General features: G+C 70.6%; 18 protein-coding genes. 9 read left to right on the plus strand and 9 right to left on the minus strand.

The window, feature by feature from the left end; all coding sequences use genetic code 11:
* Positions 1–37: 37 nt before the first annotated feature.
* The gene (locus MXD64_RS06040) at positions 38–1,231 is read right to left on the minus strand and encodes an MFS transporter (RefSeq protein ID WP_263137252.1); all 1,194 of its coding nucleotides are present in this window, start codon (positions 1,229–1,231) and stop codon (positions 38–40) included.
* A gap of 118 nt (positions 1,232–1,349) precedes the next feature.
* On the minus strand, positions 1,350–1,832 hold the full coding sequence (locus MXD64_RS06045) for a MarR family winged helix-turn-helix transcriptional regulator (RefSeq protein ID WP_263137253.1): 483 nt from the start codon (positions 1,830–1,832) through the stop codon (positions 1,350–1,352).
* Between the two features lie 55 nt (positions 1,833–1,887).
* Between MXD64_RS06045 and MXD64_RS06050 the strand changes: the two genes are divergently transcribed.
* On the plus strand, positions 1,888–3,084 hold the full coding sequence (locus MXD64_RS06050) for an FAD-dependent monooxygenase (RefSeq protein ID WP_031259164.1): 1,197 nt from the start codon (positions 1,888–1,890) through the stop codon (positions 3,082–3,084).
* 101 nt (positions 3,085–3,185) lie between these two features.
* Here the strand turns inward: MXD64_RS06050 and MXD64_RS06055 are convergent, their stop codons facing one another.
* The gene (locus tag MXD64_RS06055) at positions 3,186–3,566 is read right to left on the minus strand and encodes a VOC family protein (protein ID WP_259577057.1); all 381 of its coding nucleotides are present in this window, start codon (positions 3,564–3,566) and stop codon (positions 3,186–3,188) included.
* A 96-nt stretch (positions 3,567–3,662) separates the two neighbouring features.
* Positions 3,663–4,358, minus strand: a complete 696-nt coding sequence (locus MXD64_RS06060) for a helix-turn-helix transcriptional regulator (protein WP_263137254.1) — start codon at positions 4,356–4,358, stop codon at positions 3,663–3,665.
* Between the two features lie 254 nt (positions 4,359–4,612).
* Here MXD64_RS06060 and MXD64_RS06065 point away from each other — a divergent pair, with 254 nt between their 5' ends.
* Entirely contained in the window at positions 4,613–5,683 is a 1,071-nt protein-coding gene (locus MXD64_RS06065; RefSeq protein WP_056071174.1) for a magnesium and cobalt transport protein CorA, read from the plus strand.
* Positions 5,684–5,744: 61 nt separating this feature from the next.
* Here MXD64_RS06065 and MXD64_RS06070 read toward each other — a convergent pair whose 3' ends face one another.
* The 4 genes from MXD64_RS06070 to MXD64_RS06085 all read right to left on the minus strand — a co-directional run bounded on the left by MXD64_RS06070 (position 5,745) and on the right by MXD64_RS06085 (position 9,814).
* Positions 5,745–6,524 carry a hypothetical protein gene (locus MXD64_RS06070; RefSeq protein ID WP_071252399.1) on the minus strand — a complete coding sequence of 260 codons (780 nt, stop codon included), beginning with the start codon at positions 6,522–6,524 and terminating at the stop codon, positions 5,745–5,747.
* 25 nt (positions 6,525–6,549) lie between these two features.
* A complete protein-coding gene (locus MXD64_RS06075) occupies positions 6,550–7,089 on the minus strand; it encodes an RNA polymerase sigma factor (RefSeq protein ID WP_083389453.1) in 540 nt (179 codons plus the stop codon).
* A 133-nt stretch (positions 7,090–7,222) separates the two neighbouring features.
* Positions 7,223–8,167, minus strand: coding sequence for a GNAT family N-acetyltransferase (locus MXD64_RS06080; RefSeq protein WP_017887150.1), 945 nt, complete (start codon positions 8,165–8,167; stop codon positions 7,223–7,225).
* A gap of 129 nt (positions 8,168–8,296) precedes the next feature.
* Positions 8,297–9,814 carry a SulP family inorganic anion transporter gene (locus MXD64_RS06085; RefSeq protein ID WP_259577044.1) on the minus strand — a complete coding sequence of 506 codons (1,518 nt, stop codon included), beginning with the start codon at positions 9,812–9,814 and terminating at the stop codon, positions 8,297–8,299.
* A 212-nt stretch (positions 9,815–10,026) separates the two neighbouring features.
* Between MXD64_RS06085 and MXD64_RS06090 the strand changes: the two genes are divergently transcribed.
* From MXD64_RS06090 to MXD64_RS06100, 3 genes are all read left to right on the plus strand, one after another.
* The gene (locus MXD64_RS06090; protein WP_042536882.1) at positions 10,027–10,413 is read left to right on the plus strand and encodes a MerR family transcriptional regulator; all 387 of its coding nucleotides are present in this window, start codon (positions 10,027–10,029) and stop codon (positions 10,411–10,413) included.
* 170 nt (positions 10,414–10,583) lie between these two features.
* On the plus strand, positions 10,584–11,396 hold the full coding sequence (locus MXD64_RS06095; protein ID WP_214584588.1) for an HAD-IIB family hydrolase: 813 nt from the start codon (positions 10,584–10,586) through the stop codon (positions 11,394–11,396).
* The gene (locus MXD64_RS06100; RefSeq protein WP_027464806.1) at positions 11,393–12,607 is read left to right on the plus strand and encodes a glycosyl transferase; all 1,215 of its coding nucleotides are present in this window, start codon (positions 11,393–11,395) and stop codon (positions 12,605–12,607) included. Before MXD64_RS06095 ends, MXD64_RS06100 begins: the two co-directional genes overlap by 4 nt.
* Before the next feature lie 99 nt (positions 12,608–12,706).
* Here MXD64_RS06100 and MXD64_RS06105 read toward each other — a convergent pair whose 3' ends face one another.
* Complete coding sequence (locus tag MXD64_RS06105) at positions 12,707–13,738, minus strand: LLM class flavin-dependent oxidoreductase (RefSeq protein WP_042536878.1); 1,032 nt, start codon at positions 13,736–13,738, stop codon at positions 12,707–12,709.
* A gap of 57 nt (positions 13,739–13,795) precedes the next feature.
* Here MXD64_RS06105 and MXD64_RS06110 point away from each other — a divergent pair, with 57 nt between their 5' ends.
* The 4 genes from MXD64_RS06110 to MXD64_RS06125 are packed head-to-tail and all read left to right on the plus strand — an operon-like array spanning position 13,796 to position 16,537.
* Positions 13,796–14,662, plus strand: a complete 867-nt coding sequence (locus MXD64_RS06110; RefSeq protein WP_201300458.1) for an SMP-30/gluconolactonase/LRE family protein — start codon at positions 13,796–13,798, stop codon at positions 14,660–14,662.
* Entirely contained in the window at positions 14,659–15,261 is a 603-nt protein-coding gene (locus tag MXD64_RS06115; protein WP_263137255.1) for a hypothetical protein, read from the plus strand. The genes MXD64_RS06110 and MXD64_RS06115 overlap by 4 nt, the downstream gene beginning before the upstream one ends.
* Positions 15,262–15,312: 51 nt before the next feature.
* The gene (locus MXD64_RS06120) at positions 15,313–15,681 is read left to right on the plus strand and encodes an SdpI family protein (RefSeq protein WP_082046784.1); all 369 of its coding nucleotides are present in this window, start codon (positions 15,313–15,315) and stop codon (positions 15,679–15,681) included.
* A gap of 22 nt (positions 15,682–15,703) precedes the next feature.
* The gene (locus tag MXD64_RS06125) at positions 15,704–16,537 is read left to right on the plus strand and encodes an acyl-CoA thioester hydrolase/BAAT C-terminal domain-containing protein (RefSeq protein WP_197068609.1); all 834 of its coding nucleotides are present in this window, start codon (positions 15,704–15,706) and stop codon (positions 16,535–16,537) included.
* The last annotated feature ends 15 nt before the right edge of the window (positions 16,538–16,552 follow it).

Below are 16,552 nucleotides of genomic sequence, written 5' to 3' on the forward strand. Positions count from 1 at the left end.
GCGGCGGATGAACGCGGCGTGGTGCTCGAGCTCCCCGTTACCGAACGGCGATCGTCCTGAGTGGTGAGCACATCGCCACGACGACGGCGCCGGCGAACACGAGCGTCACCGCGAGCAGCGCGACGCCATCTCCAGCGACGGTCATGAGCGCGCCGCCGCCCACTGCTCCTGCAGCCGCGACGGTCCTGTTCGCGCTGCGCATCGTGCCGTTCATCCGACCGAGCAGCGCGTCGGGTGTGACGGTCTGGCGGAGACTCATCTCGTTCGCGTTCTCGCAGCCCGCTGCAGCGCCGTGCACGGCGAAGGCGACGAACAACACCGCGACAGTCGCCGGTGTTCCTGCGGTGCCGGTGCCGACCGTCGTGAGCGTGACGGCGGCCCAGGCGACCGGGTACGCGGCTCGAGCGGCGATGATCGTCCGGCCGGCACCGAAGCGGGTACCGAGGCGCGGCGCAGCGGTGGCGCCGAGGAGCATCGCGACACCGCTGACGGCGAGGATGCCCCCGTACACGGCCGCTGGGAGCGCGAAGGTGCGGAGCGCGAGTGTCGCGAACACCGTCAGTCCGGCGGCGTTGGCGAGGAACCAGAGATGTGTCGACAGCGCCAGCGGTGCGAGCGTCGCATGACCGTACGTCCACCGCAGACCGTCGGCGATGTCGCTCCGCAACCGCGCACCCGCCGTGCGCGCTGGCGTCTGCTCGATGACGCGGACGCGCGCGATGAGGACGGCGTCGATGAAGTAGCTCACCGCGTCGAGGGCGATCGCGACCGGCGCGGTCACGATGCTGACCAGGACACCTCCGAGAGCCGGGCCCACCGTCTGCGCTGCCGCATCACTCTGGTCGACCCGCGCATTCGCCGCCAGGAGGAGCGGGCGAGGGACGATTCGAGGGAGGAGGGACTGCGTCGCGGCGAATCCGATGACGGACAGGATGCCGAACACCGGGATCGCGCCCAGGCACACGCCACGACCGACACTCGCCCAGATCAGGAGTGGCTTGCGCCGGAATCGATCGACGTACGCGCCGACGATCAGCCCGAACAACGCGTACGGGAGGAACTGGGCAGCGTTCACCAGCCCCACCTCGAACGGGCTGGCGTGCAGCACGGTCACCACGAGAACCGGTACGGCGACCGCGCTGACTGCTGATCCGAACGATGAGACGGTCGCGGCGGACCAGTACGAGCGGAACCCGGGTACTCGGCGCAGCGTGGTCACGTCCTCGCCCATGCGCCAACGCTGGCAGACGGCGACGCCGCGAGCAAGACACTTCCCACTCCGCATCGCTGTGGGGTGGTCGATCGGCCGACGAGAAGGCCAGTCCTCGATCGACGGACCTCGACGGCGTCTATCCGCGGAGCCGGTCCGCGGCATACGACGCGGCACCGACCATGCGGCGGATGAACGCGGCGTGGTGCTCGAGCTCTGCTGCAGGCACCTGTTGCAGGGCGGCAGCGATCTCGGCGGTCGACCGCTCCGTGAACGCCCGCGCACGCTCCCGTGCCGCCGGTGTCGGACGGAGCGTCACCCGGCGCCGGTCGGTGTGCTCGCGGCTGCGCGCGAGCAGACCGGCCGCTTCCAAGCGGTTCAGCAGGACGGTCACGGATCCGGAGGTCATCCCGATCCGCTGCCCGAGCCGGGCGGGTGACAGCGGTTCCCCGGACGAGTCTGCCCAGAGCACCTGTCCGAGGGCGTTCGCATCGGTGGTCGGCAGGTCGAGCCAGGAGGACATCAGCTGGTTGAGCTCCGCGAACGCCACCGCCCATGTCTGGAGCGCCTCCATCACCTCGACCTGAGGCGCGTCCCACTCCATCCCGAACACGTCGTCCATCAGACTCCTTTACTGTGTAGTATCTTTATTGTAAAGCTCGCAACGGAGGAACACCATGGCAAACCGCACCGCTGTCATCTCAGGAGCCAGTATCGCTGGCCTCTCGACCGCCTACTGGCTCCGCCGGACCGGATGGGACGTGACGGTCATCGAACGAGCCGCTGCGTTCCGTGACGGCGGACAGAACGTCGACGTCCGGGGCGTCGCGCGCGACGTGCTCCGCAAGATGGGCTTGTTCGACGCCGTGAAGGCACGGAACACCACCGAGACGGGCACCGTCCTCGTCGACGGGCGTGGAACAGTCACCGCTGAGCTGCCCTCCGACGGGGCCGGCGGTGCGACAGCGGAACTCGAGATCCTGCGCGGCGACCTCGCTCGGACGATCCTCGACAACCTGCCGCCCGGCGTCTCGTTCGTCTACGGCGACACCGTTGTCGACGTCGACGACGACGCCGCGGGAGTCGCCGTGACGACCGCGAAGGGCCAGCGCCTGCGTGCCGACCTGTTCGTCATCGCCGAGGGTGTGCGGTCCCGCACCCGTGCGATGGTCTTCGACCAGGACGACGTCGACCAGCGCGACCTCGACGTCACCATGGTGTTCGGGACCATCCCACGGACCGACGGCGACGACGACCGTTGGCGGTGGCACAACGCCGTCCGAGGGCGCCAGGTCCACCTCCGACCTGACCCGTACGGCACCACCCGTGCGATCCTCGCCTACTCTCCCGGGGACGACGTCATCGGTCTGAGTCGTGAGCAGACACTGGCGGCGGTGCGGCGCCGGTACGACGGAGTCGGGTGGGAGGCGCCGCGGGTCCTGGACGCGCTCGACACGTCGCCCGACGTCTACATCGACCAGCTCCAGCAGATCCGGATGCGGACCTGGCACCGCGGCCACGTCGTCATGGCCGGGGATGCCGGATGGTGCGTCACGCCCATGGGTGGCGGCGGCGCCTCGCTCGCGCTCACCGCCGGCTACGTCCTGGCCGCCGAGCTCTCCGACGCGACGCAGGACCAGGAGGCAGCGTTGACCGCCTACGAGACGTGGATGCGCCCACTGGTCGACGATGTGCAGGATCTGCCTCGTGGGCTCAAGGCCCTGGCGTACCCGCAGTCCCGACTCGCTCTCGCACTCCGCGGGCTCCTGAACAAGGTGCTGATGTCACGGCCGCTCCGACCGGTCGCCATGAAGCTCACGCAGGTCGCCGAGACCGACCGCGAGTTGCCGGCCCTGCGGGCCGTCGTCAGCTGAGGAGCCTTCGCCCCGCTCCTCGGACGTGCGCATCTGCCCCGCCGCCGGGTACGGCTTCACTGAGCCTCACCCATCAGCAGGCTCAACAACCTGCCTGGCCATCACACCGAGCTGGCGGCGGGCCTGCTGAACAGGTTGACGACGTTGCCGTCCGGATCACGGACCAGTGCGGAGCGGTTGCCCCACGGCATCGTGGTCGGCTCGAGGACGACGTCGTCGCTCCTCAGCTGCAGTCCGGTGAAGGCACCGTCGACGTCGGCGACCTCGAACTCGATGAGCACGGAACGGTTCGTCGCGGGCACCAGCGCATCGCCGAGCATGGCGACCGTGGCGGTGCTCGCGATCGCGAGGGTCCCACCCTGGCCGCTGAACTGCGCGAAGACCGGTGCGGGGCGCTCGGCCGGCTGGCCGGTGACCCGCTCGTAGAAGGCGACCACGCCTTCGAGGTCGTCGGTGATGATGCGGACGGATGCGAACGACATGGGTTCCTCACGGTGGTGCTGCTGACTCGGAGCGACCAGCTTCACCGGCGGTTGCGACACCGTCCTGTCGGTGTTTCCGGAAACCGACTGCGCCGGCTAGTCGTCGAGGACCGGCCGGAGTCGTCCGTACCGGATCGCGAGGTCCTCGGATCGCAAGACGCGCTGCGCGGGCCGCTCGTCGGTGACCTCGACCGTCAGCATCCGGTCGCCCCGGAACGCCCGCACCCCGTCGCGCATGCGGCACCAGGCGATCAGGTACCACTGACCGTCCTTCCCGATCGACCCCAACGGTTCGACGTCTCGGACCGACTCCGCTCCGTCGGCGTCCCGGTACCGGAGCCGCACCACTCGATCCGCGCGCAGGGCCGCCGCGAACTCAGCCGGGGCGACCACGTCCTCCTCGTCCTCCAGCAAGTGCACCCGGGACGCCAGTGCGCTCGCTCGTGTCGCATCTGCGGCGGACATGACCGCGAGCGTCTTCCTGGCGGCGGTGTGCGCCGCGTGCCGGAAGGGACCGCGCCCGAGCGAGCCGAGCCCGATCAGCACCGCGAGGGCTTCATCCGGCGTGAAGCCCGCCGGGCCGAGCGTCGCGGACGCGTCGATGACGTACCCGCCGGTCCGGCCGGGCTCCGCCCAGATGGGCAGACCCGACTGCTGCAGCGCGGAGATGTCCCGTTCGATGGTCCGCACCGACACCTCGAACCGTGCCGCGAGACGACGCGCGCTCCGCGGCTGAGGCGCGACGGCGCGCAACTCCTCCACGAGTCCGTAGAGCCGGTCGGTGCGGTTCACCCTGGTCATCTTCCCTGCCGCACCGGGATTCCGTCAGCTCCACGCCGTCTCGTCTGCCACGTGTCGGACTGGAGGCACGGTGCCAGCTGGCACCGTGCCTCCAGTCCGTCCTGGGTCGCGCCCAGGGCGTGTCAGGACTCCGACAGGAATCCGGCGCGCAGCGTGAGGGCTCCGTCAGGGAAGCGCTCGCACCGTCGGCGGTCCGGCATGATCGGCAGGTTGCCCGCACGCCCCACGGAACCAGGAGGACACCGGTGGCCCTCATCGACAACGGCATCTACGTCAACGGAACGCGGACCCAGTCGCCGCAGGACCTCAGCCTGACCTACGAGGCACTCGACGCCGCGGGCAGCGGGGCGATGGCCTGGATCGGGCTGTTCCGACCGACCGCCACCGAACTCGCGTCCGTCGCGGACGAGTTCGGGCTGCACCCGCTCGCCGTCGAGGACGCGCACAAGGGGCACCAGCGCGCGAAGCTCGAGCGCTACGGCGACACGCTCTTCGTGGTGCTGCGACCCGCCTGGTACGACGAGGACGAGGAGACGGTCGAGTTCGGCGAGGTGCACCTGTTCACCGGGCGGGGCTTCGTGGTCACCGTGCGGCAGGCGGAACGGCCGAACCTGGCCGACGTGCGGAAGCGACTCGAAGCCGATCCGGAAGCCCTGGGGCGAGGGTCCGAGGCGGTGCTCTGCGCCGTCCTCGACGAGGTCATCGACAGCTACGCCCCGGTCGTCGCCGGGCTGCAGGACGACATCGACGACATCGAGGACGACCTGTTCGACGGGGACGTCGACCCCGCGTCGTCGCGGCGGATCTACCAGCTGCTCAGCGAGGTCATCGGGTTCCAGCGCGCCATCGGACCACTGCCCGAGATGCTCAACGCGTTGCTCCGCGGTGCCGAGAAGTACGGCACCGACATCGAGGTGCAGAACCAGCTGCGGAACGTCCTCGACCACGCGATCCGCGTGACCGAGCGGGTGGACACCTTCCGGACGCTGCTCGAGAACGCCCTCACGCTGCACTCGACCCTGGTGACGCAGGAGCAGAACGACGCGATGCGCCGGATGACCAGCGCGAGCCTGGCGCAGGGGGAGGAGAGCCGGCGGCTGGCGCGGGCGTCGATGGAGCAGGGCGAAGAGGTGAAGAAGATCTCGTCGTGGGCGGCGATCCTGTTCGCGCCCACGTTGGTCGCGTCGATCTACGGCATGAACTTCGAGCACATGCCCGAGCTGCGGTGGGTGTGGGGGTACCCGGCGGCCATCGTCGCGATGGTCGTGTTGGCGGTCGTGCTCTGGGCGGTGTTCAAGCGGCGGCACTGGCTCTGAGCGTGCGTGGCGACGGACTGGAGGGACGGTGCCAGCTGGCACCGTCCCTCCAGTCCGTCGGTCAGTCCGTCCAGGTCTGCTGCACCAGGGCCTCGAGGAGGCCGTCGGTCGGGACGTTCGACTGCGTGATCGAGATCCAGGTGTCGCCGCGCACGAAGAACGTGTGCGTCGTCTCCACCTGATCCGAGTAGTACATCGACGTCTCGGTGTGCTGGCACGAACGTCCACCGAGCGTGTCGGTGCAGGTCCAGTCCTTGTCGGCGACGACGCGGAGGCGAGCCTGCAGGACGTCACGATCTGCCGTGCCCATCTCGAGGAACAGCCCCTCGTCGCCCTCGGAGGTACCGCCCGGTGTCCAGGAACAGACCAGCTCCGCGTCCTCCTTGAACGGGATCTCGGGGTCGATGTAGTAGTCGGTCCTGCCGCCCGGTACCTGGGGGCGGAACTGGGTGATCTCCAGCGAACCGAACAAGCGCGGAGCATCGGCGGCCGGCACAGCATCGGTGCACGCCCCGGGGATCGTCGCCGTGGTGTCGGCCGGCGCCGGGGTCGGCGTGATGCGGGCCGCGGACGGTGACGGTGACCCGGTCGGTGCCGGTGTCGGCGGTGCAGAGGACGGCACGGGTGCCGGTGCTGCGGCGAAGGGCGTCGGAACGAGTCCGAGCGCCACCGAACCGCTCGCGGTGCCGATGCCGAGCACCCCGATCAACGCCACGATGAGGCCGACGCGACGGCGTGCGGAGGCCGGGCGTGGCTTGTCGTGCATGCCCCGGACGACCTGCTGCCGCATGCCGGCGAGCATCCGGCGCATGTCGTCGCCACCGGGCGGCTCGTTGCTCATCGGGGACCCGTGGTCGCTTCGTCGTTCATCGTTCATCGTTCGTCACCGCCTTCTTGATCCGTGCACGGGACCGCCACACGCGCTGGGTGACGGCGCCGACGCTCATGCCGAGCAGGTCGGCGGCCTCGGCGTAGGAGCGGCCCTCGATGAGGCAGAGCTCGCACACCTGGCGATCGAGTGGTGCGAGCGCGTCGATCTCGGCGCGGACCCACCGCAGCCGTTCGCGGGCGTCGTCGTCCGGCTCGGGCGCGGCGAGCTCGTCGGGCAGGTCGACACCCTCGTGCCGCCGCTGCTGTCGCCGCAGGTTCGCGGCGTGGTTCCGGCACACGACGAGCAGCCACGGCAGGAGCGACTCCCCGGGGACCTCCACGGTGTCGGCCTTCTGCCAGAGGGTCAGGAACGCGTCCTGCACGATCTCCTCGACGTCCATGCGCCGCGTGACCAGTGCCCACGTGTACCGGGTCATGGTCTCGGCGTGACGGTCGAACAACGCGGTGACCGCACTGCGGTCGCCGCGCGCGGCTGCCGCCACGAGCGCGCTGTCCGGCTCGGCTGATCGGTTCATGTCCACCCCCTTCACTCCGCAGTGTGCACGGAGGGGACATCCTCACAGATCGGTCGTCGCCGGGCGTGTCGTCGGGTCTGCGCTCCCGCCGTGGCTCTGGCTCTGCCCGGCGTCCACGGCCCGCCCGCGCTCGTCACTGCGCGTGGACGATCCGCACGCGTGTGACGGCGAAGCCGGCTCGTTCGAAGGCCGCTCGCATCGGGGTGTTGGCGGCGTCGGTGGTCCCGACGATGCGGTCTTGCCCGTCGTCGTGGTGGACGTGGGTCATCTCGGCCAGCAGGTCGTGGACGAACCCGTGTCCGCGGTGTTCCGGCAGGACCCCGAGGTAGCTGATGCTCGCGTCGTACGCCGTCCTGGTGGGGATGATGAACCCCACGGCGTTGCCGTCGGACAGGTGCGCCGTGCGCCACGCGTGCCGGTCGCCGGGCAGCGAGCGGTAGAACTCGAGATCGTCGTCGGCCAGTGCATCGACGCCCTCGCGGGCGACCATGTCGTTGGTGTGGTCGTCGAGGGAACCGGGCGCGACGGCCGCGAACAGCGCCCGGAAGGTCGTGTCCTCAGCCGGGGCGAACCGGAGCCGCGTCGGACGCGGTGGTCTCGGGGTCGCAGCGGTGCGCGCGAAGCTGATGCGCTCGGTGGTCCGGGTGAAGCCGCCGAGGTGCGCTGCTTCGTGTCGCCACCGGACCGCTTCGACTGCTGCCGGGTCGTCCGTCCAGGTCGGCGCGACGTCCACGTTGTACTCGAGCGGAGCGCCGGCGCCGAACGCGTCGAGCCCGGCCCGGACCAACGCGGCACCGACGTCGACCGCGGCGGCGCCTCGAACACTCGTCGAGAGACAGTCCAGGGTGGCGGGTCGTTCGCTGTCTGCCTGCCCCCACCAGAGCGCTCGGCCGACGGGCTGCCCTGCGCGTTCGGCGATCCACGACCATTGCGGTCGGTAGTTGCCCGTGCGGAGTTCGTCGGTCAGGCGCTCGGCGTCGACCCACGCCACGGTCTCGTCGCTGCTCCAGCGGGTGAGGGCCGGCACGTCGTCGGGCGTTGCGCGTCGGATCCGCAGCTGCGGGGAGGAGTCGGTCATCGAGCACGAGCCTGACGGATCGGCGGTCGATCCGCCAGGCCCGCGCTGCTCCGGGATCCGCTGCGCGCTCGTCCCGGCGAACGGCCGACGCTGACGGGCGTTGCCAGGTGGCGGGCCGAGGTCAGGAGGTCAGTGACCGGCGCCGAGGTTCCCGGCGAGGCGCCCGTGGAAGGCTCGGCTGGCGTCGTTCAGCCCGGCGATCTCGACCCGCTTGCCGTGCTGGTGGTACTTCGTCTCGATGGCGTCGAGCGCGGCGACGGTGGAGGCGTCCCAGATGTGTGACCCGGTCATGTCGATGACGACGAGCTCGGGGTCGTCGACGTAGTCGAACTGGGTGGTGAGGTCGTTGCTCGACGCGAAGAAGAGTTCGCCCTCGACCGTGTAGAGCGCGTGCTGCTCACCGGTGCTGAGCGTCTCGATGCTCCGCGACACGTTGGTGAAGTGCGACACCCGGCGGGCGAAGACGATCATCGCGGCGATCACCCCGATGATCACGCCGATGGCCAGGTTGTCCGTGGCGACGACGATCACGACGGTGAGGACCATGACGACGGTCTCGCCGACCGGCATCCGCTTGAGGGTGGAGGGCTTGATGCTGTGCCAGTCGAAGGTGCCGACGGACACCATGACCATCACGGCGACGAGTGCGGCCATCGGGATGATCGCGACGACGTCACCGAGCCCGACGACGAGGACCAGCAGGAACACGCCGGACAGGAACGTCGAGATCCGGGTGCGGGCACCGGACGCCTTCACGTTGATCATCGTCTGGCCGATCATCGCGCAGCCACCCATGCCGCCCATGAACCCGGAGCAGATGTTCGCCACGCCCTGCCCGAGCGCTTCGCGGGTCTTGCGGGAGCCGGTGTCGGTGACCTCGTCGACGAGCTTCGCCGTCATCAGCGACTCGAGCAGGCCCACCAGCGCCATCGCGAGGGCGTAGGGGGCGATGATCGTCAGCGTCTCGAGCGTGAGCGGGACGTTCGGGATGAACAGGGTCGGCAGGCTGTCCGGCAGCTTGCCCTCGTCGCCGACGGTCGGGATGGCGATCGAGGCCAGCACGGTGACGAGCGTCAGGACGACGATCGCCACGAGCGGTGCCGGGATGGCCTTGGTGACACGGGGCAGCAGCACGATGATCGCGATGCCGACGGCGCCGATCGGCCAGACGAGCCAGTCGACGCCGATGATGTTCGGCAGCTGCGCGGTGAAGATCAGGATCGCGAGGGCGTTGACGAACCCCACCATCACCGACCTCGGCACGAAGCGCATCAGCTTGGCCGCGCCGAGCCCACCGAGGACGAGCTGGAAGACGCCGCCGAGGATGACGGTGGCGATCAGGTAGTCGAGCCCGTGGTCCCGCATGACCGGTGCGACGACGAGTGCGATCGCGCCGGTCGCACCGGAGATCATCGCGGCTCGCCCGCCGACGAACGAGATCACCACGGCCATCACGAACGCCGAGAACAGGCCGACGCGCGGATCGACGCCCGCGATGATCGAGAACGAGATCGCTTCCGGGATCAGCGCGAGGGCCACGACGAGGCCGGCGAGGACCTCGCGGAGCAGGATCTTCGGGTTCCGCAGGGCGGACAGGACGGTGGGGCTGGCGTGCACCGGAGCCGGTGCGGGCGTGACGGTCGTCACGGTTCTCCTTCGGTGAGGGGGTGCGGATGCTCGGCGTCCGCGGGGGAATGTCGTGGGGGCGCTTCGTCGCGCACTGACCGAGTGCGGCCAGGAACCAGAACCTTCCGCAACGGAAGAGTCGGTCGTGTCTGACTCTAACGCAACGGAAGGGTTGCTGCGCAAGCATCGGTACGATCGGTCCGGACCGGGCAACCGGGCGGAAGGGGTCAGCAGTGACGGACGCAGCAGGTGCATCGACGATGCGGATCGGTGAACTCGCAGACCGGACCGGGCTCTCCATCCGGACCGTGCGCCACTACGACGACGTCGGACTGCTCCACCCCACCGGACGGACCGAGGGCGGCTTCCGGCTGTACTCCGACGACGACCTGCATCGCCTGCTCGTGATCCGCCGGATGAAGCCACTCGGCTACTCCCTCGAGCAGATGGCGGAGCTCCTCGGCATCCTCGACGGGCTCGAGACGGCGGACGGCATCGAGCGCGACCGGCTGCAGGCGCAGCTCGACGCGTACGTCGTGGACACCGAGGAGCGCCGGGCGAAGCTCGCCCGCAACCTCGAGTGGGCCGACGAGTTCCTCGGCATCCTGCGCCGGCACTGAGGCGCCGTGACGGACGGGAGGCGCGGTGCCAGCTGACGCCGTGCCTCCCGTCCGTCCGCTGGTCGCGTCGCGCGACCGACGCCGGCTTGTTCACCCAACCGACGCATGCGCGTGGCAGGGTGGTCCGGGGCATCGTCGCCCGCAGCCCAGCCAGCCGCCAGCGGAGCACGATGCCAACACCCGACCTGATGATCGTCACGGACCTCGACGGGACGTTCCTCGACCACCACGACTACTCGTTCGACGCGGCCCTGCCGATGCTCGAACAGCTGCGGGCGGACGACGTCCCCGTGGTGTTCTGCAGCAGCAAGACGCGCGCCGAGATCACGGCACTGCAGACTCGCACCGGGCTCGACGGGCACGCCTTCGTGGCGGAGAACGGCGCGGTCGTGGTCGGACCGGCGGGCGAGGTGCTGGTCGGACCGCGCGACGGGGACCTCGAGCGGCTGCACGCGGAGCTCGTCCGCGTCCGCCAGTCACTGGAGCTGCACTTCGAGACCTTCGGCGGCGTGACCGACGCGGTCGTCGCCGCGTGGACGGGCCTCGACCTCGAAGCCGCCGGACGAGCGCAGCAGCGCGAGGCGTCCGAGGTCCTGCTCTGGCACGCCGAGGACGACGACCGGGCGGACGCGTTCCGCGCGGCGCTCGCCGCGGTCGGCCTCGACCTGGTGCGCGGTGGCCGGTTCTGGCACGTGCTGCCGACGGGCCGCGACAAGGGCGCGGCGGTCCGGACGTTGATCGTCGACCACGAGCGCCGAACGGGCACGGTCCCGCGCACGATCGGACTCGGCGACGGCCCGAACGACACCGCGTTGCTCGACGCCGTCGACTTCGCCGTCGTGGTCCGCGGACACGGCCCGGCACCGGGGCCGCTCGCCGACGACCGACCCGAGCGCGTCCACCGCACGACCGTCCCCGGCCCGCAGGGCTGGACCGAGGGCCTCACCCGGTTCACCACCCCGTCCGTCAGGAGCCACCGATGAGCGACTTCCACCAGAACGGCGTCATCACGACGTTCCACGACCTCGGTCGCCGCAGCACCGCGAGCCTCGAAGAGGACCTGCGGGGCTTCGCCGAGAAGCGTCCGATGAGCCTGATCCTGCCGGCGCTGTACTCCGAGCTCGAGCGCCCGGCGCTGTCGCGGATCGTCGACGAGCTGGCCGAGGCCGACTGGCTCAGCGAGATCGTGATCGGGCTCGACCGGGCTGACCGCTCGCAGTTCGAGCACGCCCGCGAGTTCTTCTCGCGGCTGCCGCAGCGGCACCGGATCCTGTGGAACGACGGGCCGCGGTTGCGCGAGCTCGACGCCGAACTGGAGCGCGCGGGGCTGGCACCGGGGGAGCCCGGCAAGGGCCGGAACGTCTGGTACTGCACCGGCTACGCCCTGGCATCGGAGCGGGCGGACTGCATCGCCCTGCACGACTGCGACATCACCACCTACGAGCGGGGCATGCTCGCGCGGCTGTTCTACCCGGTCGCGAACCCCGCGTTCGACTACGAGTTCTCGAAGGGCTACTACGCACGCGTCGCCGACGGCCGGATCAACGGCCGCGCCGCACGGCTGCTCGTCGGGCCGCTGCTCCGCTCGCTCCGCCAGGTCTACGGGGAGTCCGAGTACCTGGAGTACCTCAGCAGCTTCCGGTACCCGCTGTCCGGCGAGTTCGCGATGCGCGCCCACGTGCTGAACGGCCTGAAGATCCCCGGCGACTGGGGACTCGAGATCGGGATGCTCTCCGAGGTCTACCGCGACTACGCGACCCGGCAGGTGTGCCAGGTGGAGATCGCCGACGCCTACGACCACAAGCACCAGCCCCTCGCCGAGGCCGACGGCACCGGCGGCCTGGCACGGATGGGCAACGACATCGTGCAGTCGCTGCTCCGGAAGCTCGCGACGATGGGCGTCCCGCTCACGTCCGACTCGTTCCGGGTGCTCAAGGCGACGTACTACCGGAACGCGCTCGACATCGTCGAGGTCTACCGGCACGAAGCCGAGATGAGCGGGCTCGCGTTCGACCAGCACGCCGAGGAAGCCGCCGTGGAGCTCTTCACCAAGGCGATCCTCGACGCCGGCGGCGCCTTCACGGCGCGGCCGAACGACAAGCCGTTCATCCCGAGCTGGAGCCGGGTGCGCTCGGCGGTGCCGGACGTGCTCGACCGGCTGCGCGACGCGGTGGAGGCGGACCAGCAGGACTGATCCGGCGCCCTGCGCGCGCCCTGGGCGCGAGTCGACGGCGGACGGGAGGCACGGTGCCAGCTGGCCCCGTGCCTCCCGTCCGTCGGTCTGGCGCCGTTCTCAGGCCGCACCCTGCGGCGCCCAGCCGAGTTCCGGACCCAGACGCTCCGCGATGTCGGTGATGATCTGCGCGTAGTCGTCGGGCTCGAACGAGAACGGGAGTGCGAAGGCGACCTCGGTGACCGCCTGGTAGCCGACGTCGGTGCGCAGCCGGTCCGCGATCTCGGCCGACGTGCCGACCAGGTCCGCAGCGAAGAGCATCCCTGCTGGACCCATCGGCACGCCGACGCGGCTCGAGCGGCTGTCGACGTAGGCGCGGTAGCGGGCCTCCTGCTCGCTCGTCGCGGTGTCGGTCGGGATGACGACCAGGCCCTGCGAGACGCGGGCGGCAGCGGGGTCGGGGTGGACGTCGAGGTACGCGTCGATCTGGGCGCGCTGGTTCGTGGCGAAGTCGGTGCCGACCTCGCTGCGGGTGACGCTCGAGGTGAGCAGGTGGAAGCCGTTCTCGCCCGCCCACACGGCCGACTTCGTGCTGCCGGTGCCGTACCAGATCCGGTCGGCCAGGCCGGTGCTGTGCGGCTGGACGGTGCTCGCGAACTCCTCGATGCCCCGACGTTCGACGGTCTCGGTGTCCGTCACCGGGTCACCGCGCACCAGGTCACGGAAGCGCAGGAGCCGGTCGTTGCCGAGGTCCTCGTGCTCCAGGGTGTGGGGGTAGATCGCGTCGCGGTACAGGTCGAAGTTCATCGGGGTCCCGACGGAGAACCCGGGGTTCAGGCGGCCACCGAGCAGGACGTCGACCGTGCTGAGGTCCTCGGCCAGGCGGAACGGGTTCTCGGCGCCGATCGGGGTGACGGCGGTGCCGAGGTCGATGCGCGAGGTGCGCTGCGAGGCGGCGGCCAGCACCGCGACGGGGGAGGAGATGCCGTGCTGCAGGTGCCGGTGGCGCAGCCAGGCGCTGTCGAAACCCACGGCCTCGGCACGCTCGATCACGCGCAGGGTGTCCTCGTGGCCCTCGGACGGTCGGGCGGGGTCGAACGACCCGATCGTCAGGAAGCCGAGCCGGTGCAGGGGAGTTCCGTCGAGGGGCATGGGTCGATCGTGCCAGACCATCGGGTGGCGCGGGGGTCCGGATGGCAGGGTGTATCCGTGCACATCACCCTGGATTCTGCGACCGACATCGTCATCTCCGGCATCCGGTTCCCGGAGGGCAACCGCTGGCACGACGGGCGGCTCTGGTACTCGGACATGCACACCGGCGAAGTCTTCTCGGTCGACCCGTCCTCGACCGACGGCCCCCGGCTCGAGGCCACCGTCGACGGGCAGTCGTCCGGACTCGGGTGGCTGGCCGACGGACGTCTCATCATCAGCTCGATGGAGTCCCGCACGGTCGTCGCCGTCGAGCCGGACGGCAGCACCTCGGTGTTCGCCGACCTGTCCACGATCGAGTCGTCGCTCGTGAACGACCTGGTCGTCGACGCCCAGACCGGCCGGACCTACATCGGTGCCTTCGGCTACGACCTGTACGCGGGCGAGGAACTGCGCCCCGGCCCGCTCTACGTGATCGACCCCGACGGCTCCGTCCGTCTGGCCGCCGAGGGCCTGGTGTTCCCGAACAGCGCCAACGTCCTGCCCGGCACCCGGACCCTGGTGGTCAGCGAGACGTGGGGCGGCCGGCTCACCGCGTTCGACATCGAGGACGACGGTTCGTTGACCGGGCGTCGCGAGTGGGCAGCCCTGCCCGGTGGCGTGACCCCGGACGGCAGCACCGTGGACCGTGACGGTGCCGTCTGGGTCTGCTCGGTCGACACGGGGGAGTTCCTGCGGGTCGTCGAGGGCGGCGAGGTGACCGACCGCGTCGACGCGCCCGGGGAGTGCGCGATCGACTGTGCGCTCGGTGGCGAGGACGGTCGCACCCTCTACCTGGCGACAGCCGACAGCTACGACCCGGCCGTGACGGCGACGACGCGCTCCGGCCGGATCAGTTCGGTCCGGGTCGAGGTCCCCGGGTGGTGAACCCGAGCGACCTCGCCGAGGCGACGCGGCGCGCGGAGCACCTGGTCGAGCACGGGCCGACCGTGGTCGTCATGTCGCAGCAGGCGGGACTCGCCGCGCTGTCGGTCCTCTGGGTGGCCGCCACTGCCCCCGCCGCCTTGCGGCTCAGCATGCTGGTCTGGTTCCTCCTCGCCGTCGCCGGAGCGGTCGTGGCGGTGACCGCCTGGGTCCGCGCTCGACGGCACCGCAGGCTGCTGCCCTACATCGTCGACACGCCCGAACGGCCGCTCGGCGCGCTCACCCCTGCGGACCGCAAGTCCGTGACCCGGCAGTTCATCGGGCGGGCCGCGATGACGCCCGAGACCATGCCGCTCGTGCAGGCGCTGCTCGCGTGGCAGCGACGGTCGACGCGGATGGCGATCCCGGCGCTCATCGGTATGGGCCTCGGCCTCCTCGGCCTGGCGGCGTCCGCACTCGCCACGCTGGGTCCGTGGCGCTGGCTGTTCGTCGTGCTCATCGTCTGCGCTGCAGCGTTCGTCACCGTCTTGTCGATGATCGAGAAGCGGCGGCGCGACCGGATCCTGGCCGAGATCGATTCGGCAGGCGCGCCGGTCTCCTGACCTCGCGCGCGCCGCCTCCACCGCGCGTTAGCGTGGTGCGGGGAGGCCGTGATGGACAGTCCGGGCTGGTGGGCCGCGATCGGCTGCGCCGTGCTCCTGCTCATCGTCGAGGCGGCGATCTGGGGCATCGTGTCGATCGCTGCAGAGGGCCTGGGACGGAACCGCGCAGCGGGTATCCGACTGCCGTCGCTCATGCGGAGCGACGCTGCCTGGCACGCCGGACACCGGGCCGCCCGCCGGGTCATGCGGCCGTTGCTCATCGCCGCCGCGGTCGTGGCGATCGTGTCCGTACCGGCCCAGCTCATCCCGGTGCTCTACGTGGTGCTGCTCGGGCTGTCCCTGGCGACCACGCTGGCGGCGCTCGTCGTCGGTGCGGTGTCGGCGTCCCGTGCTGCGAACAGCGTTCCTCGCGACGATTGATCGGAGCGGCCATGCTGGTCCCGTGCAGCGAATCGGGCTCAGCGACCCAGAAGGTGTTCGGTTCGTCCCTCCCCGCGGATCGGGGACCGGCGTCCTGGTGCTCGCGGGGTCGAGCGGGCGGATCGACGAGGACCGCGCGCGGGTCTTCGCGGAACTCGGGCACGTCGCTGAATCGATCCGGTGGTTCGGGGGAGCCGGCCAGCAACCGGGACCGTGGTCCGTCCCCCTCGAGCTGTTCCTCGCCCGTATCGACGATCTCGAGCGGACCTGCGATCGGGTCTGGCTCGTCGGGACGTCCCTCGGGGCCGAGGCCGCGCTGGTCCTCGGCGCCCTCCGCCCCTCGGTCGCGGGTGTCATCGCGTTCGCGCCCACCGACGTGGTGTGGCCCTGGCCGGACGACGAGGGCGTGGAACGATCGCACTGGACCCTCGACGGCTCGCCACTGCCGCACGTGCCGTTGGCGTGGGACACCTGGCGGCGGGAAGAACCACCGCGCTTCCGATCGCTCTACGAACACTCGTACGAAGCTGCCGCGGACCGGGTTCGGGCAGCGGCGGTACCCGTCGAGCGGATACCGCAGCTCGTCCTGATCGCCGGTGAGGACGACCAGGTCTGGCCCAGCGCCCAGAGCGTTCGCCGCATCGCAGCTCGGCGAACCGCGGCCGGGCACACCACGACCGTGGTCATCCATCGGCACGCAGGGCACCGGGCAGTCCTGCCGACCGAGCCGGTCGTGGCCGGAGGGATCGCGATGGTGCGCGGCGGTACCGCCACCGCCGACGCGGCGCTCGGGCTGACGGCACTCGAGACGATCCGGATCGCCCTTGCTCAGGACCGCTTCCGTTCATCGAGCTGACCGCAGGGGCTGTCT

It is taken from the genome of Curtobacterium sp. Arg-1 (genome assembly GCF_025643395.1).
Lineage (GTDB): Bacteria > Actinomycetota > Actinomycetes > Actinomycetales > Microbacteriaceae > Curtobacterium > Curtobacterium poinsettiae.